The following is a 24,394-nucleotide window of genomic DNA, read 5'->3' on the forward strand; positions in this document are numbered from 1 at the left end:
CATAGCGCCCTAACCCGTCGCGGACCACCCCGATGAACCACAAAAAGCTAATGCCCGCGAACGGCATCAGCGTCGTCGCGGTCGCGATCCCGCTGCCGCGACTGTTCAGCCATTCGGACGAATCTGCAGCGCCCTCGGGCATGTTGGTGCGAATTAGGATCAGCACGGCGCCAAACAGCAGCGCAAAGATCACACCGGCCAGCGCGGCAGCACGTGGCGTCGTCAGCTGGCGCGGGCTGGGCTTGGATGACATTGCCATCACTGAATCCTCGCAAGAGAGTCGACTTCACGTCTCTGAACCAGGCGCAGTGCCGATCGCGGCGCCGCGGCGGATGTTCGGGGGATGCGCGACATCGACGTCAGGGTTGTTACACAGTCGTGACATCGAGGGCCGGTCGAAATTGGTTCCGGCATCGGCTAGAGGGATTTACGCAGCTAGAACGTGTTTTCGCTGGAGCCCCCTGTCAGGATTGAACTGACGACCGCTCGCTTACAAGGCGAGTGCTCTACCACTGAGCTAAGGAGGCCGGTCTAACGAAGTCAGGGTAGTGGCTGACGACCGCGACAGTCACGCTGGCGTGACGGTGGCCGGGCAGGGCCCGGCGAACACCTCCGGACGTCACGCTGGCGTGACGCTCGGCGAGGAGAACGAGACTAATTCTCGCCAGGATCCGCACGATCGTTGTCGACGATCCGCTGTGATGGCACCGCGCGCGGCCCCGAGCGCCTCGCCATCCTCCGGCCGGGCAGCGGGATGCGGTCGGCGATGTTGCTCAGCGGGTTGACCACCAAGGTCAGCGACATGACGGCGTCCTGCAAGGTCTCGATGGTCGGCGCCAGCGCTTCCATCCCCGGGGTCAGCCGGTTGAGCGTGTCGGCGACGTTGGCTAGCTGTTCCAGCGGACCGTTGCGTGCCGTCAACTTGTCGACCAGGCCGCCCTGGGCGAGCAGCCGGTCAGCCACTCCGTCTTCGGCGAGCAGTCGGTCCACCAGCCCGTCTTCGGCGAGCAGTCGGTCAACGAGCCCGTCCTCGGCGACCAGTTGATCCACCAGTCCGCCCGGCTTCAAGGCGCGCTCCAGCCCGCCGCCTTCAGCGGTCAGGCGATCAAGCAAGCCGCCAGGAGCGGTCAGCATGTCGACCACACCGCCCGGGCGCAGCAGCCGGTCCACCGGCCCGTCCGGCGCCAGGGCCCGCCCCATCGGGGCGTCGTCGTCCAACAGCCTGGCCAGCCGATTGGCCCGCACTAGCGCGTCGTCGAGGCGCAGCATGTGGGCCACCGGGTTCCCCGCGGGCTGCCCGTCGACTTCAGCGATGGTCCGCTTGGCCAGGCCGACCGCCGAAGCGGCAACGCCCAGACCTGCGTCGGCAGCGGCGAGCCCGACCCGCGCGGGAGCAGTGGCAAGTGCTGCCAAACTTCTGCCGAGACTCATGCCACGAGTGTATTCGCAGCTGAAGTCATGGTGTTGCCGATCGTCTCGCAACTAACTCACAGGAGGCGCACAGCTGCCGTCGAGGCTGTCTTCAGCCAAATAGGAGGGAATGGACAGATGGCAGTGGGCGCCGCAACAGAACATATTCCTGAGGCACGTGTCCTCGTCGTCGATGACGAAGACAACATCGTCGAGCTTCTCTCGGTGAGCCTCAAATTTCAGGGCTTCGAAGTACACACCGCCACCAACGGAGCAGCAGCACTGGACCGCGCCCGCGAAGTGCGGCCGGACGCGGTGATCCTCGACGTGATGATGCCCGGCATGGACGGCTTCGGCGTGCTGCGCCGGCTGCGCGCCGACGGCATCGACGCGCCGGCGTTGTTCCTGACCGCTCGCGATTCGCTGCAAGACAAGATCGCCGGGTTGACCCTCGGCGGCGACGACTACGTCACCAAACCGTTCAGCCTGGAAGAGGTCGTCGCCCGACTGCGTGTCATCTTGCGACGCACCGGCAAGGGCAGCACCGAGCCGCGCAACGCCCGCCTGAGCTTCGCCGACATCGAACTCGACGAGGACACCCACGAAGTGTGGAAAGCCGGCGAACCGGTGTCGTTGTCTCCCACCGAATTCACGCTGCTGCGCTATTTCGTCATCAATGCCGGCACAGTGTTGAGCAAGCCGAAGATCCTCGACCACGTCTGGCGGTACGACTTCGGCGGAGACGTCAACGTCGTCGAGTCCTATGTCTCGTATCTGCGCCGAAAAATCGATACCGGTGAGCGGCGGCTGCTGCACACTTTGCGCGGCGTGGGTTACGTGTTGCGGGAGCCGCGGTGAACGTCAACTCGTTTAGGCGATTAAAAAGCACGCACTAGCGAAGAATACGAGGATGGCGCACCGTCGAGGAGGACTGCCGCTGCGGGTAGGGCTGGTGGCGGCCACCTTGATCCTGGTGACCTGCGGCCTGGCGGCGTCCGGCGTCGCGGTCACCTCGATCCTGCGGCACAGTCTGATCAGCCGCGTCGACCAGACGCTGCTCGACGCATCTCGCGGCTGGGCACTGGCCCCCCGGCGGTTGCTGCCCGGCTCGAACGACAGCCCGAACCCCGGGCGGCCACCGTCGAAGTTCTACGTGCGCGGCCTCGCCCGCGACGGCCGCGTCTGGATGGCCGGCAACGATCGCAACGCCGAACCCGCTCTGCCGGCCGAGAACAACGTCGGCCCCAACCCGACGACCGTCGGATCGGTCAACGGCTCGGAGGTGCGATGGCGGGCCATGTCGGTGCGCGGCCCGCACGGCGAGCTCATCACCGTGGCCATCGACCTCTCCGACGTCCAGCACACCGTGCGCTCACTGCTCTGGTTGCAGGTCGGCATCGGCGCGGCGGTGCTACTGGTGCTGGGAATCGCCGGGTATGCGGTGGTCCTTCGCAGCCTGCGTCCACTGACTGAAGTCGAACGCACCGCCGCGGCGATCGCGGCCGGACAGTTGGACCGCCGCGTGCCCGAACGTGATCCGCGCACCGAGGTGGGCCGATTGTCACTGGCGCTCAACGGCATGCTCGCTCAGATCCAGCGGGCGGTGGCGTCCTCGGAGTCATCGGCGGAAAAGGCGCGCACCTCAGAGGAGCGGATGCGCCGATTCATCACCGACGCGAGCCACGAGCTGCGGACACCCCTGACCACCATCCGCGGCTTCGCCGAGTTGTACCGCCAGGGCGCCGCCCGCGACGTCGAGATGCTGATGTCACGCATCGAAAGCGAGTCGAGCCGAATGGGTTTGCTGGTCGAGGATCTGCTGCTGCTGGCCCGGCTGGACGCGCAACGCCCGCTGGAGCGCCGGCGGCTGGATCTGCTCGCACTCGCCACCGACGCGGTGCACGACGCGCAGTCGATCGCCCCTAAACGTCACATCGCGATGGAGGTGCTCGACGGACCGGGAACCCCGGAAGTGTTCGGCGACGAAGCCCGGCTGCGTCAGGTGCTGAGCAATCTGGTTGCCAACGCGTTGCAGCACACTCCGGAGGCCGCCGACATCACGGTGCGGGTCGGCACCGACGGCGACGATGCAGTGCTCGAAGTCGCCGACAAAGGCCCCGGCATGAGCCAAGAGGATGCTCAGCGGGTGTTCGAGCGGTTCTATCGCACCGACATGTCACGGGCGCGCAGCAGCGGCGGCACCGGCCTGGGGCTGTCGATCGTCGACTCACTGGTGCACGCCCACGGCGGAACCGTCAGGGTGAACACCGCACCCGGACAAGGTTGCTCTTTCCACGTCAGCCTGCCGCGGGTCACCGACGTGCCGGCACCTGTGCGCTGAGCAGGCCAACGGTTTGGTGTCGACTCCACCGTGGGTAGCTTTGAAGAGTGGGATTGACTGTGGCCGTCACTGGCCCCACCGGGGAGATCGGCATCTCGGCGGTGACGGCGCTTGAGCGTGAGCCGGTAGTGGAGAAGATTCTTGGGATGGCTCGTAGGCCGTTCGACCCCTCGACGCACGGATGGACGAAAACGTCCTACCAGCAGGGCGACATCCTCGATCGCGATGCCGTCGAGGCGCTTGTCGCGGACGCCGATGTCGTGGTTCACCTGGCTTTCATCATCTTCGGATCGCGTGCGGAAAGCGCACGCATCAATTTGCAGGGCACCCGCAATGTGTTTGAAGCGACGGTGGCAGCCGGTCGCCCGAAGCGCCTCGTGTACACCTCCTCGGTAGCGGCATACGGCTATCACCCAGATAACCCGGTTCCGTTGACAGAGGACGTGCCGGCACGCGGCTCACCGGAGCACTACTACTCGGAGCAGAAAGTCCAGTGCGAGGAGGCCCTCGCAGAAATCACCAGCGGGTCGTCGCTGCAGATCATTGTTCTGCGGCCATGCATCGTCGCCGGGCCGAAGGCGCCGGCTTTCGCCGAGGTGATGCGCGCGGTGACCGAGGCATTGGCCATAGTGCCGGATCTCGGCTTCCCGCTGCAGCTGGTGCATCACGACGACGTGGCAGCTGCGATCGCGCTGGCAGCGATCGCGCCTTCGCCGCCCGGTGCCTACAACATCGCCGCCGACGGGCTGCTGACCATGTCAGACGTGGCTCGAGCATTCGGTGGCCAACCGGTGCGGGTAACTCCGAAGGCGATGTCGATGGCCTCCGGCCAACTGTCGCGGCTGCCAATCGGTCCCTCGGCGCAGGAGTGGTGGCACCTCGCCAAGTCATCCATCGTGATGGACACGACGAAGGCAAAGAAGGAGTTGGGCTGGAAGCCGACATACACCTCTGCCCAGACGCTCGCAGCGCTGGTCGCGGGAGGTGACAGTTGACCTGCGAGCCGGGATACAAACGCTCAAACCAATTCAGCTATCGCCTCTTTGATCTTGGCCTGCGCTTCGTCCAATGACTCCTGCGACGGATCGGTGTCGACGTTGGCGAAGCCGAAGTCGCTGAGATCGCGCGCCGGGAACACATGCACATGCAGGTGCGGTATCTCCAGCCCGGCGATGATCACCCCGGCACGATCGGCGCTGAACGCCCGGCACACCGCCTTGCCGACCAGTTGCGCCACCGCCATGATCCGACCGAACACCGCCTGGTCGATGTCTTGCCAGTTGTCAATCTCAGCGCGCGGCACCACCAGCGTGTGGCCCTGCGTCATTGGCTGGATCGTCAGGAAGGCGACGATCTCGTCGTCCTCGTAGACGAATCGGCCTGGGATTTCTCCGTTGATGATCTTGGTGAAGAGGGTGGCCATGCGGTTCAGCATATGGGCCGCCGAGCTGGTGTGCGGGTCGGCTCCGCTCACTCATCCTTGCCGAAGGTCATCGCGTCGAGGTTCCAGTAGCCGCGCATGCTGGCGATGAGACCTTCGTCGTTGACGCGGTAGGTGAAGACACCCCGCACGCTGCTGGTCAGGCCGTTGTCGAACTTGCTGTGCAACACCAGAATATGGGCGATCTCTTCTGGCGAGCTGGACGGGAAGGTCTCCTCGCAGGTGATTGTCAGCTGATTGGCGGCGATGTTGGTATCGAAGAAAGCCGCCACCCCGTCCTTACCGCGAACACCGGTGCCGTCGGGGTTGGTGACGGACTTGCCGATCGGGTCCTCGATGACGACGTCGTCGGCCATCAGGGCAAGCCAGCCCGCGCGGTCGTGCGCCTGCACACACCGCCACGACGACTGCGAGGCGGTCAGCGCCGGTGATTGTTCAATCGTGTCCTGCGACATGCCGGCTGCTACCGATCGGCATCCGTGTAGCGGATGACGCCCCGAATGTTTTTGCCTTCCAACATGTCGCGGTACCCCTCATTGATTTGTTCCAATGTGTACTGCCGGGTCACTAGGTCGTCGAGGTTGAGTTTGCCGGCTTTGTACATCGACAACAGCTGAGGGATGTCGTACTGCGGGTTCCCGCCGCCGAAGATGGTGCCCTGCAGGTTCTTCTGCATCAGGGTCAGCATCGCCAGGTTCAGATTGACGTTTGTGTCGAGCAGGCTGCCGATCGCCGTCAGCACGCAGGTGCCACCTTTGGCGGTGATGTTCAGGTAGTTGTCGACGTCGGCGCCCTGCAATTCTCCGACGGTGATGATGACCTTATGGGCCATCAGACCGTAAGTGACTTCGGCCATCCCCATCAGCGCGGCGTTGATGTCCGGGTAGACATGCGTCGCACCGAATTTCAGTGCCTGGTCGCGCTTCCACTCCACCGGGTCGATCGCGAAGATGTAGCGGGCGCCGGCGCTGACCGCACCTTGCAGTGCCGCCATGCCGACTCCGCCGACACCGACGATCGCGACGTCGTTACCGGGCCGGATGTCAGCGGTGCGAACGGCCGAACCGTAACCGGTGGTGACTCCGCAACCCACCAGGGCGGCCACCTCGAAGGGCACCGACGGGTCGATCTTCACCACCGAGCTGCGGTGCACCACCATGTACGGCGAGAAGGTGCCCAGCAGCGTCATCGGGAAGACGTTCTCCCCGCGCGCCTGGATGCGGAAGGTGCCGTCGGAGACCGCTACACCGCCCAACAGCCCGGCACCCAGGTCGCACAGGTTGCGCATGCCGGACTGACAGGTCGGACAGCTCCCACACGACGGGATGAACGACAGCACCACATGGTCGCCCGGTGCGATGTCTTCCACACCGGGTCCGACGTTGGTGACGATGCCGGCGCCCTCGTGTCCGCCGAGCACCGGAAAGCCTGCCATCGGGATGCCGCCGGTCACCAGGTGTAGGTCGCAGCGGCACATGCCCGCCGCTTCCATCTGGATCTTGACCTCGTCTTTGTGTGGGTCGCCGATCTCGATTTCCTCGATGGACCACGGCTGGTTGAACTCCCAGATCAATGCGCCTTTGGTCTTCACCGTGAACCTGCTTTCGTCATTGAACGTCGGTTAGGAACGGCCCGAGCTCCGCGCAAGCAACCGCTTGGTTGAGTGTAGGTCAGTAGGTGATCTAGGTCTCAAGCGGAGCGGCCACATGCTCACCAGATGGGCACCGGAGCCTGACCGAGCGGGTAGTAGCCGGGGAGCTTTTCCCCGGCCAGGCCGCGCTCGATGCGTTTTTGCATGCCTGCCGACAACTTCCCGGTCTTCATCAGCGCCATGTAAAGCGCCGACACGTGGCCGAAGTCGAAGAAGTCCCGCTGCCACTCGATGAGCTTGTCGGCGTTGAGTCGAAACCAGCTGCCGCCGATGCCGTAGATCTCTTGCCGGCCGCCGTCGCCGTCGACGACGACCTGCTTCCAGAAACCGACGATCTCGCCCTGCCGGTCGTCGATGATGACCTTCTGGTACGGGTACTGCCAGTTCTCCAGCCCTTCCATCTCCAGGCCCAGCGCGATGTCGCGGATCTCGTCGCGCCCGACGCACATCACGTCCTCTTTGGGCCCGATGTTCCAGCCGTAAGTGGCGTCGGGAGCGTAGAAGTCGGTCAGCGGCATCCAGTCGCCGGCCTTCTCGCAATCCTTATTGACCTGCAGCCAGGACTGCACCCATTCGTCGAGTTCTGAACGTTCGAAAGACGCCATCGTCAATCCTCTTTCAGCGTGATCAACAGTGCTTGGGTTGGACACATCTCGACCGCGCGCTGCACTTCGTCACGGTCTTGTTCGGGTGGCTCGGCGTCCAGGATCTTGACCTTGCCCCGCTTGGGCACCTGAAAGTAGTCAGGCGCTTCCAGCTCGCACATGGCGTGGCCCTGGCATAGATCCAGGTCGGCCTCGATCCGGTAGCCCATCGTCAAGCCTTGCTGGCACGGCGGTAGCGCACCTTGGCGGGCCGGGCCAACTGCACCACCATCTTGGAGTGGTCGTTGCGATAGCTGTCGGCAGGCTGCGCCATCTCGAACTCGTACTCGCGCAACAACACTGAGAAGATAGCCTTGATCTGCATGGTGGCGAATGCCGCGCCTACGCAGCGATGTCTGCCGGCGCCGAAAGGTATCCACGTCCACCGGTTGACGATGTCGGCTTGCTCGGGCTTGTTGTACCGGTCCGGGTTGAACGCGTCGGGGTCCGGGAAGTCCTCGGGGATGCGGTTGGAGATGGCCGGGGATGCCGCGACGTAGTCGCCGTCGCGGATCGGGAAGCCCGCAACCTCGAACTCGCCCTTGGCCACTCGCATCAGGATGATCAGCGGCGGGTGCAGCCGAAGAGCCTCCTTGACCACGTTATCCAATTTCGGGATCTGCCGCAGCGCATGGAAACTCACTTCCTGGCCGTCGGCGTACAGCTCTTCGAGCTCGTCGAGCACCTCGGCGTAGACGTCGGGATGGCGGATCAGCTCTATCAGCGTCCACGCCGATGTGCCGGAACTGGTGTGGTGCCCGGCGAACATCAACGAAATGAACATCCCGGTGACCTCGTCTGCAGAGAACCGGGGATTGCCTTCGTCATCCTTGATCGACACCAGCACGTCGAGCATGTCGCGGTCGCTTTTGTCTTTGGGCGGGTTGGTGACCCGCTGGTTCATGATGTCCTGCACCAGCGCTACCAGGTCTTTGCGGGCCTGGTCGCGGCGCTGGAAGCTCTCGATCGGCAGGTAAGCATCGACGTAGCACAGCGGATCGGTGCCCCGTTCCAATTCGTGGTAGTAGTGCGCGAACCGCGAGTCGAGCTGGTTGCGGAACTTCAGCCCGATCAGGCAAGCGGTCGAGGTGTAGATAGTCAACTCTGCGAAGAAGTCGAGCAGGTCGATCTCACCCTCGTCGGCCCAGCCGGCGATCATCCGCTTGACTTCACCCTCGATGGTTGTGGCGTGGCCCTTCATCTGCTCACCGCGCAGCGCGGAATTGTGCAGCATCTCTTTGCGCCGCTCTGGGCTGGCGTCGAAGACAACGCCTTTGCCGAAGATCGGCGTCATGAACGGGTACGCCTCGGCTTGGTCGAGATCTTCGTCAGCCGAGCGGAAGAAGAATTCGTTGGCTTCGGCGCCCGACAGCAGAATGACGTGTTTGTCCGCCAACTGGAACCAGCCCACATCTCCGCACTCTTCGCGGGTCCGCCGCATCAGGCCGATCGGATCGGTCCGGAACTCTTCAAGGTGACCATGCTCTTCTTCGCCGCCCGAAACTCGCGGCACCACAGCAGTTGTCATGATTTCAATGCCTTCTCGTCCACTTTGAGTTGCTGGCGGTCTTTCGTCGCGGTCAGTGGCGCCTCAGGCTGCAATTCCATGTTGGCGATGAATCCACCACGGGGCGTTTCCGCGATGAAGGTGATGGCTCGGGCGAGGTCAGCCGCCCGGAGGAAGTAATCGTGGCGGGCCTGACCCCACTTGGCCCAGTCTTCGAGCGCCTGGCCGATAGCCTCGGGAGCCAGACTCCAGCCCATCGCGGTCTTGGTGGGTCCGGGATGCACGATTGAGGCCCGCACCCCGCTGCCTTCGAGCTCCATCTGAAGGTTGGTGACCATCGCCAGCAGTGCAGCTTTCGCCGCGCCGTAGGCCCCCATGTGCGGGCGCTGGCGTAGCGCGACATCAGATCCCACGAAGATGAGATCGCCGCGCTGACGTTCGAGCATTCCCGGCAGCACGGCCGTGGTCAACCGATTGGCGCCGATCAGGTGGACCTGGATCTGCGATTCGAAAGTCTCAGTGTCGATGTCGTGTAGTCGCCCGAAAGAGGTGTCGCCGGCGCCGGTGACGAGAACCTCGATATCGCCGAGCTGTTCGATCGCCTGGTGTACGAATCCTTTGACTGACTCGGTGTCGGTCACATCAAGGGGGAGTGCGATCGCCTCCCCGCCGTCGGCGCGAATCGCCTCGGCGATCTCCTGGCACTTGTCGAGACGTCGTGCGCCCAGCGCCACCGGAAAACCATGCGCGGCAAGCTGGACAGCGGTGGCCGCGCCGATGCCGGAGGAGGCGCCGGCGACAATGACGGGACGACGAGCCGGGTGCGGTTCGAAGCGGGGCACTTCAGTACACCTTCAGGGTCATGGGCAGGTGAGCGAATCCACGGACGTTACTGGAGTGGACGCGCACCGCATTGGCTTCGTCGATCGCGTACCCCCGGGTGCGGCTGCAGAACTCGGTGAGTGCAACTCTGGCTTCCATCCGGGCCAGGTGTGCGCCAAGGCAGAAATGGGCCCCGCTGCCGAAACTCATGAGCTTCGAGCCGATGTCGCGTCCGATCCGGTAATGATCAGGCTCGTCGAAGACCCGTTCATCGCGGTGGGCTGAACCCGGCAGCAGCAACAGGACGTCGCCGGCGGGAACTTTGGTGTCGTACAGGTCGAGGTCCGACGTGACGGTTCGGGCCAGGATCTGGCTCGACGTGTCGTAACGCAAGGTCTCTTCCACCCACTGCGGGACCAGCGACCGGTCGGCGTACACGGGTGCAAGTTGATTCGGGTGCTTGTGACCCCAAAAAGCCGCGTTGGCAAGCAGTTTGGTGGTCGTCTCATTGCCGGCGATCACCATCAGGAACATGAAGCCGAGGATTTCGTCGTCGGTGAGCCGGTCGCCGTCGATCTCGGCCTCCAGCAACGCCGAGGTCAGATCTTCACCGGGGTAGGCGCGGCGCTCGGCGATCATCTGCTGGTAGTAGACGATCAGGTTGATCGATGCCTCGATCGCCGACGACGGCACGTCGTTCACGCCGTCCTCCCGGTGCATCACGCCGTCAGCGAGGGCGCGGATGCGGTCACGGTCGGCTACCGGTACCCCCATCAGCTCGGAGATCACGTCCATAGGTAGCTTGCCGGCGAATTCTGCGACGTAGTCGACGGTCCGGCCGGACGCCGCCTTATCCAATAGGGCGTCGAGGTGCTGCGCCGCGAGCTGGGTGACTCGCGGCTCGAGTTCCCGGATACGGCGCGGCGTAAAGCCTTTCGACACCAGCGTGCGCAGCCGCAGATGCGCGGGATCGTCCATTGCCAGAAACGACATCGTCTTGGCGGCGTGCGGCCCGCGTGACACCGGGTCGAGCGAGACCCCGTCGCGATTGGACAGCGCGGTGCTGTTGCGGAAGCCCTGCAGCACGTCACGATGCCGGGACAAGGCCCAAAAGCCGAGTTCTTCGTTGTGGTACAGCGGCGCCTCGTCCCGTAACCGCTTGTAGTACGGGTACGGATCCTCATGGAAGTCGTAGTCGTACGGATCAAGCAGCGGCTTGTCGGTTTGAACTTTCATCGATGATCTCTCCGGTCGCCGGGCAGGACGAGGCCGACGACGTAGGCCAACCGGTCGGCGATCTGGTGGTAGGTGAAAGCGCCGCTGGCGGCGTTCACCAGCGCGCCGAAGAACGTCATCTCCAATGCCGACACGGTGCGCGGGTCGGCATCGGGACCGATGGCCGAGGTTATGCGGCGATGGATTTCCGTACCGATCCGGTCGCGGGCGGTGCGTACCGCGGGATCGGCGTTGCCTCCCAGTAGCGCGGTCGTGCAGGCGGCGGCGACCTCGGGTTCATCCGCGACCACCAGCGCCAGATGACGCAGCGCCTTGTTCACCCGGGTCGGCATGGGTTCGTTGACATCGGTGAAGAATGGCACCTGTCGCACCAGGTCCAGGTAGACCTCGGCGATCAGGTGATTCTTCGACGAGAAATACGTGTAGGCGGTCGCCGGGGCCACCTTGGCGCGGGCGGCCACCGCGCGCACGGTCAGGTCGGCATAGGACTTCTCGCGCAGGGTTTCCATCCCGGCGGCCAACACCTTGCGAAAGGTCTCCTCTTGCCTGCGGTTGCGCGGCGCATCGGGCGGGAGGCCGCCGGACGGGATCGCGACCACTGCATCGCTGGACACATGTCCAACTTATCCGATGGTCGCAGAGGCAGGCAAGCCCACAGCGATATCCGCAGATAGAAGCCTCGCCAGTGAGCGGCGGGCAACCCTCGGCTAACCGGCGCTTGCATCGTCAGCATTAGGACGGCTATGGTCCTACTAACCCATTCTGGACAAGTGTCCACCACATCCCTCAGAGGAGAGGCGGGAGCGGGACATGGCTTTGCTGGCGGACGGCGAAAGCGCTCTACTCATCGACGGCAAGTTGTCGGCCGGCAGCGCCGGCACCTTTCCCACTATCAACCCGGCCACCGAGGAAGTGCTGGGCAGCGCCGCCGACGCCAACGCCGACGACATGAGCCGCGCGATCGACGCGGCCCGGCGGGCCTTTGACGACACCGACTGGTCGCGCAACACCGAGCTGCGGGTGCGGTGTATACGACAGCTTCAGGAGGCGATGCGCGAGCACGTCGAGGAACTCCGCGAAATCACTATCGCCGAGGTCGGTGCCCCACGAATGCTGACCGCCGCGGCGCAACTCGAGGGGCCGGTCGCCGACCTGAGATTCCCAGCCGACACCGCGTCGTCCTATGAGTGGAATCAGGATCTCGGGGAAGCTGCGCCGATGGGGATTCCCACCCGCCGCACGATAGCCAGGGAAGCTGTCGGGGTGGTCGGCGCGATCACGCCCTGGAACTTTCCACATCAGATCAACCTCGCCAAGTTGGGTCCGGCGCTGGCGGCGGGCAACACCATCGTGCTCAAACCCGCGCCCGACACCCCTTGGTGCGCCGCAGTCTTGGGCGAACTCATCGTCGAGCACACCGACTTCCCGCCGGGCGTCGTCAACATCGTTACCTCCAGTGACCACAGTGTCGGTGCGCTGCTGGCGAAACACCCTCGGGTGGACATGGTGTCGTTCACCGGCTCGACGGCCACCGGCCGCAGCGTCATGACCGACGCCGCCGCCACCATCAAAAAGGTGTTCCTCGAGCTGGGCGGCAAATCCGCGTTCATCGTGCTCGACGACGCCGATCTTGCCGGAGCGTGCTCGATGTCGGCCTTCACCGCCTCGATGCACGCCGGCCAGGGCTGTGCGATCACCACTCGACTGGTGGTGCCGCGGACAAGCTACGACGAGGCGGTCGCCATCGCCGCCGGAACCATGTCGTCGATCAAGCCCGGTGATCCCAACGACGCCGGCACAATTTGCGGGCCGTTGATCTCGGCACGCCAGCGCGACCGAGTTCAGGGCTACCTCGACTCGGCGACCAGTGAGGGCGGCGAATTCGCCTGTGGCGGTGGCCGACCCGCCGATCGGGCGACCGGCTTCTTCATCGAGCCCACCGTCATCGCCGGACTCACCAACGACGCCCGGGTCGCGCGTGAGGAGATCTTCGGTCCGGTGCTCACCGTGATCGCCCACGACGGTGACGACGACGCGGTGCGGATCGCCAACGACTCACCGTATGGCTTGTCGGGCACCGTATTCGGCGCTGATTCGCAGCGCGCGGCCGGGTTGGCCGCGCGGCTGCGGGTGGGCACGGTCAATGTCAACGGCGGCGTCTGGTATTCCCCTGACGCGCCGTTCGGCGGATACAAGCAATCCGGTAACGGCCGGGAGATGGGTTTGGCCGGGTTCGAGGAGTACCTCGAGACGAAGGTTGTCGCGACAGCGGTGTGAGGTTCGAGCAGCCGCGCATGACAAGAGATTTCGCGATCGTCGTGCATCAGCTAGCCGCTCGCCGGAAAGGGAAACATGCGGTTTGAGAACAAGGTTGCAATCGTCACGGGGTCCGGCGGCGGCATCGGCCAGGCATACGCCGAAGCGCTGGCCCGCGAGGGCGCGGCCGTTGTGGTGGCGGACATCAACGACGAGGCGGCGCAGGGTGTGGCCAAGCAGATCAGCGCCGACGGGGGCGCGGCGATCAGCATCCCGGTCGACGTCTCCGACCCCGAATCCGCCAAGGCGATGGCCGACCGCACGCTCGCCGAGTTCGGCGGTATCGACTACCTGGTCAACAACGCCGCCATCTTCGGCGGCATGAAACTTGACTTCCTGCTCAGCGTCGATCCCGAGTACTACAAGCGGTTCATGAGCGTCAACCTCGACGGCGCACTGTGGTGCACCCGCGCGGTGTATAAGAAGATGACCAAGCGCGGCGGCGGGGCGATCGTCAACCAGTCGTCCACCGCGGCGTGGCTGTACGCCAACTTCTACGGCCTGGCCAAGGTAGGCATCAACGGTCTGACTCAACAGCTTTCGCGCGAACTCGGTGGCCGCAACATCCGGATCAACGCCATTGCGCCCGGACCGATCGACACCGAAGCCAACCGGACCACCACACCCAAGGAAATCGTCGACGACATCGTCAGAGGACTTCCGCTGTCGCGGATGGGAACTCCGGAGGACTTAGTCGGGATGTGCCTGTTTTTGCTGTCCGATGAGGCGTCGTGGATCACCGGGCAGATCTTCAATGTCGACGGCGGACAGATCATCCGGTCATGACCACCGCCGGCGACGATGCAGAGCGCAGCGACGAGGAAGAGCGGCGCATATGACGAGCGCTCTGAAGTTGGGCTACATCGGGCTGGGCAACATGGGTGCGCCGATGGCGAAGCGCCTGGTGGATTGGCCTGGCGGCGTGACGGTTTACGACGTGCGGGCCGAGGCGATGACTCCGTTGGCCGAGGCAGGCGCGGGTCTCGCCGAGAGTGTGTCCGACGTCGCCGGCGCTGACGTCATCAGCGTCACGGTCCTCAACGACGAGCAGGTGCGCGACGTCGTCGGCGAACTGGCCGCCAGCGCCAGGCCCGGCACCGTCATCGCGATCCACTCCACGATCAGCGACACCACCGCCGTCGAATTGTCGCAACAGCTGGAGGAGCGCAGCATCCACATCGTGGACGCGCCGGTCAGCGGCGGCGCAGGAGCAGCCGCCGAGGGCGAACTCGCAACCATGGTGGGCGCCGAGCGCTCGGTGTACGAGCGGATCAAGCCGGCGTTCAAGCAGTGGGCGTCAATGGTTGTCCACGCCGGCGAGCCGGGTGCGGGAACACGGATGAAGTTGGCCCGCAACATGCTGACGTTCACCTCGTACGCTGCGGCGTGTGAAGCCATGGAATTGGCCGCCGCGGCCGGCTTGGACCTGCAGGCGCTGGGCCGGGTGGTGCGCCATACTGATGCGCTGACCGGCGGCCCTGGAGCCATCATGGTGCGCGACGACATGAACTCGCTTGCACCGGAGCACTTTCTGTACCATTCCTTTTCCCATGCTCGCGACCTGGGAGAGAAAGATCTGAGCTTGGCGCTGGCGTTGGGTCGGGCGATGTCAGTCGACCTGCCGTTGGCCGAGATCGCGCGGGAACGGCTGGCGACCGGTCTGGGAGTACCGCATCCGACCCCGTCGAACTGATTGGAGGCAGCATGGACGAGCTACGCCGTAAGGGCCTCGAGAAGATGAACGAGGTCTACGCGTGGGAAATGCCCGACATGCCAGGCGAGTATTTCGCGCTGACCGTCGACCACCTCTTCGGCAGCATCTGGACTCGGCCGGGCTTATCGATGCGTGACAAGCGAATCATGACGCTGTCTGTCGTGACGGCGCTCGGCCTGCAGGACCTTTCGGAGGTCCAGGTCAACGCTGCGTTGGAGAACGAAGAGCTGACCGAAGAAGAACTGCGGGAGATGGCGATATTCCTGACGCACTACGTCGGCTTCCCGTTGGGGTCGGGACTCAACGGCGTCGTCGAACGGGTCAGCGCCAAGCGCAAGAAGGCCGCTGCACAGGGCTCGGCGAATGACAAGAAGGCCAACGTCAACGACGCGGTGAAAATGCACACCGGCAAGACGCTGGATTAGCGGAACCACATCTGTCAGTCCCTTACCGGTTAGGAAGGAATGTCCTCTGCAGAACAACACTCTTGGCGGGCTATCGAGTCGGTGCCGGGTGGCAGACCGATAAGGTGGCCTCGTGCGCGTCCTGGTGATCGGTTCGGGTGCCCGTGAACATGCGCTGTTGTTGGCGCTGAGCCGCGATCCGCACGTCGACGCCCTGGCAATCGCCCCCGGCAACGCGGGCACCGCGTCGATCGCCGGCCAGCACCAAATAGACATCTTGTCCGCTGAGGACGTGGTGGCGCTGGCCCGCGACCTGCAGTCCGACCTGGTGATCATCGGTCCGGAGGTGCCGCTCGTGTTGGGGGTGGCCGACGCGCTGCGCGATGCCGGTGTCGTCTGTTTCGGCCCCGGCAAGGACGCCGCGCGCATCGAAGGCTCTAAGGCGTTTGCCAAGGATGTGATGGCGGCGGCCGGGGTGCGCACTGCGACCAGCGAGATCGTCGACAGCCCAGCGCATTTGGATGCGGCCCTTGATCGGTTCGGACGAGGCGCCGGACAGCCGGCCTGGGTGGTGAAAGACGACCGGCTCGCGGCGGGAAAGGGCGTGGTCGTGACGTCGGAGCGGGCGGCGGCACGCGCGCACGCCGCCACTCTGCTGGACGCCGGACACCCGGTGTTGTTGGAGTCGTTCCTCGACGGTCCCGAGGTGTCGTTGTTCTGTGTCGTCGACGGCACGACCGTGGTGCCGCTGCTGGCGGCGCAGGATTTCAAGCGGGTCGGCGACGGTGACCGGGGGCCGAACACCGGCGGCATGGGCGCCTACACGCCGCTACCGTGGCTATCCGCCGAGGTTTATCGCGACGTGGTCAGCCAGATCGTGGAACCGGTTGCCGCTGAGATGGTTCGGCGTGGCTGCCCCTTCTCCGGGCTGCTCTACGCCGGTCTGGCGATCACCTCGAGCGGGCCCGCGGTCATCGAATTCAACTGTCGCTTCGGTGATCCGGAGACACAGTCGGTGCTGGCACTGCTCGACTCGCCGCTGGGCCAAATGCTGCACGCAGCCGCCACCGGCGAATTGGCGAGCTTCGGGGACCTGCGTTGGCGAGACGGCGCGGCGGTGACGGTGGTGCTGGCGGCGGAGCACTATCCGGGCCGGCCGCGGCTCGGCGACGTCATCACCGGCGCGGAAGCTGACGGTGTATTGCACGCCGGAACGGCCCGGCGCGATGACGGGGCGATCGTGTCGTCGGGTGGTCGAGTGTTGTCGGTGGTCGGCACCGGCGCCGACTTGTCCGCGGCGCGCTCGGCCGCGTACCAGGTCATCAAGTCGATTCAGTTGCCGGGCAGCCATTTTCGCACCGACATCGGCCTGGCGGCGGCAGAGGGCCGAATCCACGTCTAGAACCCTGCGGCTTGGCCGTCGCGGCGTGGATCGCTCACCGCAAAATATCCATCGTCGAGCCGCCAGATCGCTTGGCAGCTGCCGAATTGGTTGTAGTCGTCCACTGTGACCAGTCGATGCCCGCGCCGCTGTAGCTCGTCCACCGTCGACTCCGGAAAACCCCGCTCGCAGCAGACTTCCAGTCCCTGCACCCAGCGGAAGCGGGGGCCGTCGCACGCCGCCTGCGGGTTCTGCCCATGGTCGACGACGCGCACCAGCACCTGGACGTGCCCCTGGGGCTGCATCTGGCCGCCCATCACCCCGAAGCTCATCACCGGCGCACCGTCTTTGCTGACGAAACCCGGGATGATGGTGTGAAAAGGACGCTTGAAAGGGCCGACTTGGTTCGGATGTCCGGGCTTCGCAACGAAGTTCATGCCGCGGTTCTGCAGCGCGATTCCGGTGCCGGGCACCACCACACCGGAGCCGAACCCCATGAAGTTCGACTGGATCATCGACACCATCACGCCGGAGGCGTCGGCGGCGGTGAGATACACCGTGCCGCCGCGCGGTGTGCCCGCGAAGGCCGGCTTGGCCCGCTTCAGATCGATCAGCGCCGCACGCTGCTTGAGGTAGTCCTCGTCGAGAAGTTGCTCAGGACGCAGCGCCATGTGCTCAAGATCGCCGACGTGGGCGTGGGCATCGGCGAAAGCCAACTTCACCGCTTCGATCTGCAGATGCACGCTGTCGGCGGAATCAACTTCGAGCGAGGACATATCGAACTGTTCGAGTATGCCCAGGGCGATCAGCGCGACGATGCCCTGGCCGTTCGGCGGTATCTCGTGGATGGTGTATCCGCGGTAATCGACGCTGATGGTGTCGACCCAGTCAGCACGATGCGCGGCGAGGTCGGAGGCGCGCATGACGCCGCCGTTGGCTGCCGCGTGCGCCTCGAGCTGGGCCGCCAATTCCCCGCGATAAAACGCCGCACCGTTGGTCGCGGCGATCTGCTCCAGCGTCGCCGCGTGACCGGGGAAGGTGACCAACTCGCCGGGCCGAGGTGCCCGCCCTTGGGGCATGAACGTCTCGGCGAAGCCGGGCTGGGATGCGAACAGAGGCACTTGCGCCGCCCACTGCGCCGCGACCACCGGCGACACCAGGTAACCGTCGCGGGCGTAGCTGATCGCAGCATCGAAGAGCCGCTCAAACGGAAGCCGGCCGAACCTGGCGTGCAATTCGACCCACGCTGACACCGCCCCGGGCACCGTGACCGAATTCCAGCCGAGTGCGGGAACACCGTTGTCGCCGAAGTACTCCGGTGTCCAAGCGGCAGGCGAGCGGCCTGACGCGTTCATTCCGTGCAGTTGCCGGCCGTCCCAGACGATCGCGAAGGCGTCTGAGCCGATCCCGTTGGACACCGGCTCGACCACCGTGAGCGCGATCGCGGTGGCCACGGCCGCGTCGACCGCGCTGCCACCTTCGGCGAGCATCCGCAGACCCGTCTGCGCGGCAAGCGGTTGCGAGGTGCACACGACATTGGCTGCCAGAACGGGTGTGCGCGGCCAGGCGTACGGAAGCTCCCAATCGAACGGCGGCACCGCTCAGACCGCTTTCCCGAAACTTTCGGCCACCGCTCGGCGGTCGACCGAACCCTTTGCGGTGTGCGGCAACTCGTCGATCACCTCGATGTTGCCCGGCACCTCGTAGGCTGCCAGCCGGGCGCGGCAATATTCGGCGAGTTCGTCAGAGGTCGGCGGAGCCGACTGGTCGGGGACGATCACCGCGGCGACCGTCTCTCCGTAGAGCCGGTCCGGAACGCCGAACACGGCTGCCTCGACGACCTTCGGATGGCCGACGAGGACACCCTCCACCCGCTCCGGCGATATCTTTTCCCCGCCGCGATTGATGAGTTCTTTGATGCGGCCCTGCAACGTCAGCTCTCCGGTCGCTGACAGCGAGCCCAAGTCGCCGGTGTGCAGCCAGCCGTCGGTGAAAGTCTGCGCAGTCGCGGTCGGGTTGGCCAGGTAGCCGCGCACCACCGTAGGGCCGCGGACCCAGATCTCTCCGATGCCGTCTGGAGGGCAGGACCGGCCGTCGTCTCCGACGATCCGAAACTCCACTCCGGTCGGCCGCCCGACCAGGCCGGTCGTCACCTTCTCGTCGTCGCTGGTGCTCGCCACCTGGTGGGTGGCCTCGGTCATGCCGTAGGCGCTGAGCACTGGCGCCGCGAACTGCGTCTGTAGCGCTTCGGCCGTCTCCGGGTGCAGCGCCGCACTGCAGCTGCGGATGAAACGCAGCGCGCCGCCGGCGGACCCGGACTCGGTTGCGCCGCGGTCGAGCAGGATCTGATGAATCGTCGGCACCGCGGTGAACCACGTCGCGTGGGCGGCGCGGACGTCATCGGCGAACGTGTGGGCGGAGAACCTGCCGCGGGCCGGAATCAACACAGTGCCTCCGGACGCCAGCGTCGACAGCAGCGTGGCGATCAACCCGTGCCCGTGAAACAACGGCATCACCGCAATGGTCGCGTCGTCCGGACCCAGCCCGTAGGTGGCGATGACGTTGCGGACCGAGGATGCGATGTTGTCGTGCGTCCACGGCACCATCTTCGGCGTTCCGGTCGTACCGCCGGTGAACATGATCAGGGCGTCGTCGGGCGTGAGGTCTGCCGGAGCCGACGCCGGCGGGTACGGTTCGGCCGACGTGTCCAGCTCGACGCGGACGGCACGGTCGTCGCCGGCCACCGCTATCGGCCAGGACGGGAAGGTCGCATCGTTGGTTGCGGCCGGCTCGCGATCGCCCACCACGACGACACGTGCTCCGGCCGCCTGGATCCTGTCCTGCTGGTCGGCGACCGGAAGTGCGGGATCCAACGGCACGACGACCAAGCCTGCCCGCGAGGCTCCGAACAGGGCGACGACGAATTCGGCGCCGCTGGGCGCGCGCAACCCGACACGGTCACCGGGCCGCAGGCCGCCACCGGCCAGTTGTCCGGCCATGTCGTCGACCAGACGGGACAACGAGAGGTAGCCGAACGGCGTTCGGTCGGCGGTGACGACGAGCGCGGTGGCCTCCGGGTGACGATGTGCCGCGCTGACCAGCAAATCGGCGATGCGTGCACCCGGAGAAGTGGTGTCGGTCGTCATCGTTCGACCTTCCTTCCTGGACGCGGCTGCCACAGTGGGTACAGCAGCACAGCGAGTACCCGATCACCGAGGATGTCACCATGACCACACCATCGGCGAGCGCAGCGCTGACTGACGGCTTTCACCTCCTTGTGGACGCTCTCAAACTCAACGGGATCGACACGATCTACGGGCTGGTCGGTATTCCGATCACCGACCTCGCTCGCATTGCGCAGCACTCGGGTATGCGTTTCATCGGCTTCCGGCATGAGACGTCAGCCGGCAACGCGGCGGCCGCGGCCGGTTACCTCACCCAGCGGCCCGGCGTCTGCTTGACGGTCTCCGGTCCGGGGTTTCTCAATGGGCTGGTGGCGCTGGCGAACGCTACGACGAACTGCTTCCCGATGATCCAGATCGCCGGTTCAAGTGAGCGCCCTATCGTGGACTTGCAGCGCGGCGACTACGAGGAACTCGATCAGCTCGCCGCGGCCCGGCCGTTCGCGAAAGCGGCCTATCGGATCGGCCGGGTGGAGGACATCGGCATCGGTGTCGCTCGCGCGATTCGCACCGCGGTCTCCGGCCGGCCCGGCGGCGTCTACCTCGATGTTCCGGGCGCGGTGCTCGCCCAGGCGATCGACGCCGGCGTCGCTGCCGGCACCATCTGGCGAGTCGTCGACCCGGCTCCGCGGCAAGTGCCCGCCCCCGACGCCGTTGACCGCGCGCTGGGCCTGCTGGCGCGAGCACAGCGACCGCTGATCGTGTTGGGCAAAGGCGCCGCATACGCGCAAGCCGACAAGACGATCCGCACCTTCGTCGAATCCACCGGCATTCCGTTTCTGCCGATGTCGATGGCCAAAGGGCTGCTGCCGGACTCGCACCCGCAATCCGTCGCGGCGGCGCGCTCGCTGGCGCTGTCCCGTGCCGATGTGGTGCTGCTGGTCGGTGCCCGACTGAATTGGTTGCTCGGCCATGGGGAGTCACCGCCGTGGTCGGCTGATGTGCAGTTCATCCAAGTCGACATCGAGGCGTCGGAGTTCGACAGCAACCGGCCGATCGCAGCACCGCTGACCGGCGACATCGACTCGGTGATTTCGGCGCTGACTGACCGTTCGCAGACCCGACCGATCGCCGCGCCGGCCGCCTGGACCACCGAACTCGGCGAGCGCAAGGCCCACAACGAGGCCGCGATGCTCAAACGGCTGGCCGACGATCCCCACCCGATGCGGTTCTTCAACGCGTTGCGCACCGTCCGCGACGTACTGGCTGGGCACCCGGAGGCCTACGTGGTCAACGAGGGCGCCAACGCGTTGGACATCGCCCGCAACGTGATCGACATGGAAGTTCCGCGACATCGCCTCGACAGCGGGACCTGGGGAGTGATGGGTATCGGCCTGGGCTACGCCATCGCCACTGCGGTCGAGACCGGACATCCAGTCGTCGCGATCGAAGGTGACAGCGCATTCGGATTCAGCGGCATGGAGTTCGAGACGATATGCCGCTACCGGCTGCCGATCACCGTCGTCATCCTCAACAACGGCGGCGTCTACCGCGGTGATGAACGGACAGCCGGCGGCGATCTCGCACCGACCGTGCTCAGCGCCCGTGCGCGCCACGAACTGCTCGCCGAGGCGTTCGGCGGCAGGGGGTATCACGTCAGCACCCCGACGGAGCTGAAGTCCGCGCTCAGCGACGCTGTGGCCTCGAGGCAGCCGGCGATCATCGACTGCCAACTCGACCCGGCCGCCGGCGTGGAAAGCGGGCACCTGACCAGCCTCAACCCGAAGAGTGCGGCCACCCCGTCGGCGCTACGGTAGCTGATACCATTCCTGCTTCCGCTGCCGTGCCGGTGCGCCCGCATGTCTAAGGTTGAGGACATGCCCAAGCCTGTCATCGTCAGTGCGGTGCGCACCGCGATCGCGACGTCGTTCAAGGGTTCGTTGGTCAACACGCCCGCTGAAGTGCTTGCGACCACCGTGCTGCAGGAAACCATCCGGCGCTCCGGGGTCGAGCCCAGCGACATCGACGACGTCATCTTCGCCGAATCGCACTATGGCGGCGGTGATCTGGCGCGCTACGCCGCTGCGGCTTCAGAGCTGTTCTCGGTGCCGGGTCAGGCCGTCAACCGGCATTGCGCGGGCAGCCTGACCGCCGTTGCCAACGCGGCGGCCCAGATCGGCTCCGGCGCCGAACGCGCCATCGTCGCCGGCGGGGTGCAATCACTGTCGACCGGGCCGCTGATGAAGTGGCGGATCCCGGGTCCCACCCTGGAGTTCGAGGAGCAGTGGATACCGTCGTCGCATCCGGCGACTCCGGACGCGCCGACCCGCGATATGTCGATCACTGTCGGGTGGAACACCGCGCAAGCCGCCGGCATACGCCGTGAGGACATGGATGCATGGGCGCTGCGGTCGCATCAACGCGCTGTCGCGGCGATCGACAACGGCGCGTTCGTCGACGAGATCGTCCCGCTGAAGATCCAGGGGCCCGACGGCGCATTCGTGGACTTCAGTGTCGACGAGCACCCGCGGCGCAACACCAGTCTGGAGAAGCTGGCGTCGCTCAAGGTCTTGCATCCCGAGATCGACGGATTTTCCATCACTGCGGGCAACAGCAGCGGCACCAACGACGCCGCCGCCGCGCTCACCCTGGTCGACGACGGGTACGCCAAGTCGACGGGCCTGACCGTGCTGGGTGCGGTGAAGACCTGGGCGACGGCGGCGGTCGAGCCGCGCGACACCGGCCTGGCGGCGGTACGGGTGATCGGCAAGGTGCTGGAACGCGGCGGGCTGTCCGCGTCAGACGTCACGTTGTGGGAGATCAACGAGGCGTTCGCGTCGGTTCCGATCGCTGCGTGCCGCGAATACGACTTGGATGAGGACCGGGTCAACGTCTACGGCAGCGGTTGTAGTCTCGGCCACCCCATCGCAGCGACCGGCGCCCGGATGCTGACCACACTGGTGCATGAGTTGGCCCGGCGCGGCGGCGGGATCGGAGTGGCCGCGATGTGCGCCGGCGGCGGTCAGGGCGGCGCGGTCGTCGTCGAGGTTTAGCTGTCAGCGCAGCGGTAAGCCGGTGACTGCCCTTGCCATGACGAGCCGCTGGATTTCGCTGGTGCCCTCGAAGATGGTGAAGATCTTGGCGTCGCGGTGCATGCGCTCCACCGGATATTCACGGGTGTAGCCGTTGCCGCCGAGGATCTGGATGGCTTCCTCGGTGACGTAGACGGCGGTTTCGCTGGCCACCAGCTTGGCCATTGATCCTTCGGCGTTGAAGAACGGCTTGTTGTTGCGGGCCATCCACCCGGCGCGCCACACCAGCAGCCGTGACGCGTCGATCCTGGCTTTCATGTCGGCCAGTTTGAATCCGATTGCCTGGAAGTCGCCGATCTTGCGGCCGAATTGCTCACGCTGCTGTGCGTACTCCAAGGCGTACTCGTAGGCGGCGCGAGCCACTCCCAGCGCCATCGCCCCGACCGTGGGCCGGGTGCGCTCGAACGTCACCATCGCCGCCTGCCCCGCAGCGCGCTTTCCTTCTCGCACCCGCGCGATCCGGTGATCGAACTTCTCCTTGCCGCCCACCAGCAACCGCCCCGGAAGTCGGACGTCCTCCAGCACCACCTCGGCAGTGTGAGAGGCGCGGATACCGTGCTTGAGGAACTTCTGACCCTGCTTGAAGCCCGGGGTGTCCGGCGGAATGATGAACGTCGCCTGGCCGCGCGAGCCCAGTTCGGGATGCACCGACGCCACCACGATGTGCACGTTCGCGATACCGCCGTTGGTGGCCCAGGTCTTGGTTCCGTTGAGGATCCATTCGTCGGTGGCTTCGTCGTAACGCGCCCGGGTCAGGATCGCGCCGACGTCTGACCCTGCCGCCGGTTCCGACGAACAGAACGACGCCAGCTTGGGGTCGTCCACGGTGCCGAACATCTGCGGCAGCCACTCACCGAGCTGCTCCGGAGTGCCGTTGGCGGCCAGCGACGCGGCGGCCAACCCGGTGCCCAGTATCGACAATGCAATCCCAGCGTCACCCCAGAACATCTCCTCGAACACCGTCAGCAGACCGAGCCCGCTCGGTTCCGCGGACTGCTCGGCGAACAAGTCGAGGGAGTACAGGCCGACCTTGGCCGCCTCCTGAATGATGGGCCACGGGGTCTCTTCGCGTTCGTCCCATTCCGCAGCGGCCGGCCGCATCACCTCGGCGGCGAACTCATGTACCCAGTCCCGGACGTGGATCAGGTCTTCGGAAAGTTCGAGTGAAAACGACATGCACATCATCCTTTCGGCGCCCTGCGGTAGGCCCCCTACAGGCTCCAAGTGAACAGTCGTGCACCATACACCGCGAAGGTGAACTTCCTGCTCGCGATCGCCGCTCAGCCTATGGCGGCGACCCGCTTCGCCCGGCT

General features: G+C 65.5%; 23 protein-coding genes, 1 tRNA gene and 1 pseudogene. 10 read left to right on the forward strand and 15 right to left on the reverse strand.

The genetic code is table 11. From position 1 onward, the window contains the following. The 3 genes and pseudogenes from WA317_RS10055 to WA317_RS10065 all read right to left on the reverse strand — a co-directional run. A pseudogene (locus tag WA317_RS10055) lies at positions 1-253 on the reverse strand (hypothetical protein); the annotation flags it as partial. A gap of 199 nt (positions 254-452) precedes the next feature. Continuing rightward, positions 453-527, reverse strand: a tRNA-Thr gene (locus tag WA317_RS10060). A gap of 127 nt (positions 528-654) precedes the next feature. Beyond that, positions 655-1,431, reverse strand: a complete 777-nt coding sequence (locus WA317_RS10065; protein WP_425172891.1) for a hypothetical protein — start codon at positions 1,429-1,431, stop codon at positions 655-657. A gap of 117 nt (positions 1,432-1,548) precedes the next feature. On the opposite strand from WA317_RS10065, the gene phoP reads away from it, so the two are divergent. From phoP to WA317_RS10080, 3 genes are read left to right on the forward strand one after another with little or no spacing between them, the layout of a single operon-like run. Further along, entirely contained in the window at positions 1,549-2,268 is a 720-nt protein-coding gene (gene phoP / locus WA317_RS10070; protein WP_425172892.1) for a two-component system response regulator PhoP, read from the forward strand. A gap of 52 nt (positions 2,269-2,320) precedes the next feature. Further along, on the forward strand, positions 2,321-3,751 hold the full coding sequence (locus WA317_RS10075; RefSeq protein WP_425172893.1) for a sensor histidine kinase: 1,431 nt from the start codon (positions 2,321-2,323) through the stop codon (positions 3,749-3,751). A gap of 47 nt (positions 3,752-3,798) precedes the next feature. Then, positions 3,799-4,746, forward strand: a complete 948-nt coding sequence (locus WA317_RS10080) for an NAD-dependent epimerase/dehydratase family protein (protein WP_425172894.1) — start codon at positions 3,799-3,801, stop codon at positions 4,744-4,746. 23 nt (positions 4,747-4,769) lie between these two features. Here WA317_RS10080 and WA317_RS10085 read toward each other — a convergent pair whose 3' ends face one another. From WA317_RS10085 to WA317_RS10125, 9 genes are all read right to left on the reverse strand, one after another. Further along, a complete protein-coding gene (locus WA317_RS10085) occupies positions 4,770-5,174 on the reverse strand; it encodes an HIT family protein (RefSeq protein WP_425172895.1) in 405 nt (134 codons plus the stop codon). Positions 5,175-5,221: 47 nt separating this feature from the next. Then, on the reverse strand, positions 5,222-5,647 hold the full coding sequence (locus tag WA317_RS10090; RefSeq protein WP_425172896.1) for a nuclear transport factor 2 family protein: 426 nt from the start codon (positions 5,645-5,647) through the stop codon (positions 5,222-5,224). An 8-nt stretch (positions 5,648-5,655) separates the two neighbouring features. Then, on the reverse strand, positions 5,656-6,783 hold the full coding sequence (locus WA317_RS10095) for an NDMA-dependent alcohol dehydrogenase (RefSeq protein WP_425172897.1): 1,128 nt from the start codon (positions 6,781-6,783) through the stop codon (positions 5,656-5,658). 119 nt (positions 6,784-6,902) lie between these two features. Then, positions 6,903-7,448, reverse strand: a complete 546-nt coding sequence (locus WA317_RS10100; protein WP_425172898.1) for a nuclear transport factor 2 family protein — start codon at positions 7,446-7,448, stop codon at positions 6,903-6,905. 2 nt (positions 7,449-7,450) lie between these two features. Next, positions 7,451-7,657, reverse strand: a complete 207-nt coding sequence (locus tag WA317_RS10105; RefSeq protein ID WP_425172899.1) for a ferredoxin — start codon at positions 7,655-7,657, stop codon at positions 7,451-7,453. Between the two features lie 2 nt (positions 7,658-7,659). Next, entirely contained in the window at positions 7,660-9,015 is a 1,356-nt protein-coding gene (locus WA317_RS10110; protein WP_425172900.1) for a cytochrome P450, read from the reverse strand. After that, positions 9,012-9,836, reverse strand: a complete 825-nt coding sequence (locus WA317_RS10115; RefSeq protein WP_425172901.1) for an SDR family oxidoreductase — start codon at positions 9,834-9,836, stop codon at positions 9,012-9,014. Before WA317_RS10115 ends, WA317_RS10110 begins: the two co-directional genes overlap by 4 nt. Position 9,837: 1 nt before the next feature. Further along, positions 9,838-11,052, reverse strand: coding sequence for a cytochrome P450 (locus tag WA317_RS10120; RefSeq protein WP_425172902.1), 1,215 nt, complete (start codon positions 11,050-11,052; stop codon positions 9,838-9,840). Then, positions 11,049-11,666 carry a TetR family transcriptional regulator gene (locus WA317_RS10125; RefSeq protein WP_425172903.1) on the reverse strand — a complete coding sequence of 206 codons (618 nt, stop codon included), beginning with the start codon at positions 11,664-11,666 and terminating at the stop codon, positions 11,049-11,051. Before WA317_RS10125 ends, WA317_RS10120 begins: the two co-directional genes overlap by 4 nt. A gap of 196 nt (positions 11,667-11,862) precedes the next feature. Here WA317_RS10125 and WA317_RS10130 point away from each other — a divergent pair, with 196 nt between their 5' ends. From WA317_RS10130 to purD, 5 genes are all read left to right on the forward strand, one after another. Beyond that, positions 11,863-13,329: an aldehyde dehydrogenase gene (locus WA317_RS10130; protein WP_425172904.1), complete on the forward strand. Its 1,467-nt coding sequence runs from the start codon at positions 11,863-11,865 to the stop codon at positions 13,327-13,329. 75 nt (positions 13,330-13,404) lie between these two features. Then, positions 13,405-14,154, forward strand: a complete 750-nt coding sequence (locus WA317_RS10135) for an SDR family oxidoreductase (RefSeq protein ID WP_425172905.1) — start codon at positions 13,405-13,407, stop codon at positions 14,152-14,154. 49 nt (positions 14,155-14,203) lie between these two features. Beyond that, a complete protein-coding gene (locus tag WA317_RS10140) occupies positions 14,204-15,061 on the forward strand; it encodes an NAD(P)-dependent oxidoreductase (RefSeq protein WP_425172906.1) in 858 nt (285 codons plus the stop codon). A gap of 11 nt (positions 15,062-15,072) precedes the next feature. Then, a complete protein-coding gene (locus WA317_RS10145; RefSeq protein ID WP_425172907.1) occupies positions 15,073-15,507 on the forward strand; it encodes a carboxymuconolactone decarboxylase family protein in 435 nt (144 codons plus the stop codon). A 112-nt stretch (positions 15,508-15,619) separates the two neighbouring features. Further along, entirely contained in the window at positions 15,620-16,888 is a 1,269-nt protein-coding gene (gene purD / locus WA317_RS10150) for a phosphoribosylamine--glycine ligase (RefSeq protein WP_425172908.1), read from the forward strand. Here purD and WA317_RS10155 read toward each other — a convergent pair. Further along, entirely contained in the window at positions 16,885-18,465 is a 1,581-nt protein-coding gene (locus WA317_RS10155) for a gamma-glutamyltransferase family protein (protein ID WP_425172909.1), read from the reverse strand. The two genes, purD and WA317_RS10155, sit on opposite strands and share 4 nt — an antisense overlap. Positions 18,466-18,468: 3 nt before the next feature. Beyond that, the gene (locus WA317_RS10160) at positions 18,469-20,013 is read right to left on the reverse strand and encodes a FadD7 family fatty acid--CoA ligase (RefSeq protein ID WP_425172910.1); all 1,545 of its coding nucleotides are present in this window, start codon (positions 20,011-20,013) and stop codon (positions 18,469-18,471) included. 80 nt (positions 20,014-20,093) lie between these two features. On the opposite strand from WA317_RS10160, the gene oxc reads away from it, so the two are divergent. Both oxc and WA317_RS10170 read left to right on the forward strand, forming a co-directional pair. Next, positions 20,094-21,806: an oxalyl-CoA decarboxylase gene (gene oxc / locus WA317_RS10165; RefSeq protein WP_425172911.1), complete on the forward strand. Its 1,713-nt coding sequence runs from the start codon at positions 20,094-20,096 to the stop codon at positions 21,804-21,806. Between the two features lie 60 nt (positions 21,807-21,866). Continuing rightward, positions 21,867-23,042 carry a thiolase family protein gene (locus tag WA317_RS10170; protein ID WP_425172912.1) on the forward strand — a complete coding sequence of 392 codons (1,176 nt, stop codon included), beginning with the start codon at positions 21,867-21,869 and terminating at the stop codon, positions 23,040-23,042. Between the two features lie 3 nt (positions 23,043-23,045). Here the strand turns inward: WA317_RS10170 and WA317_RS10175 are convergent, their stop codons facing one another. Beyond that, positions 23,046-24,257: an acyl-CoA dehydrogenase family protein gene (locus WA317_RS10175; protein WP_425172913.1), complete on the reverse strand. Its 1,212-nt coding sequence runs from the start codon at positions 24,255-24,257 to the stop codon at positions 23,046-23,048. Between the last annotated feature and the right edge of the window lie 137 nt (positions 24,258-24,394).

The organism is Mycobacterium sp. (assembly GCF_049802695.1).
Lineage (GTDB): Bacteria > Actinomycetota > Actinomycetes > Mycobacteriales > Mycobacteriaceae > Mycobacterium.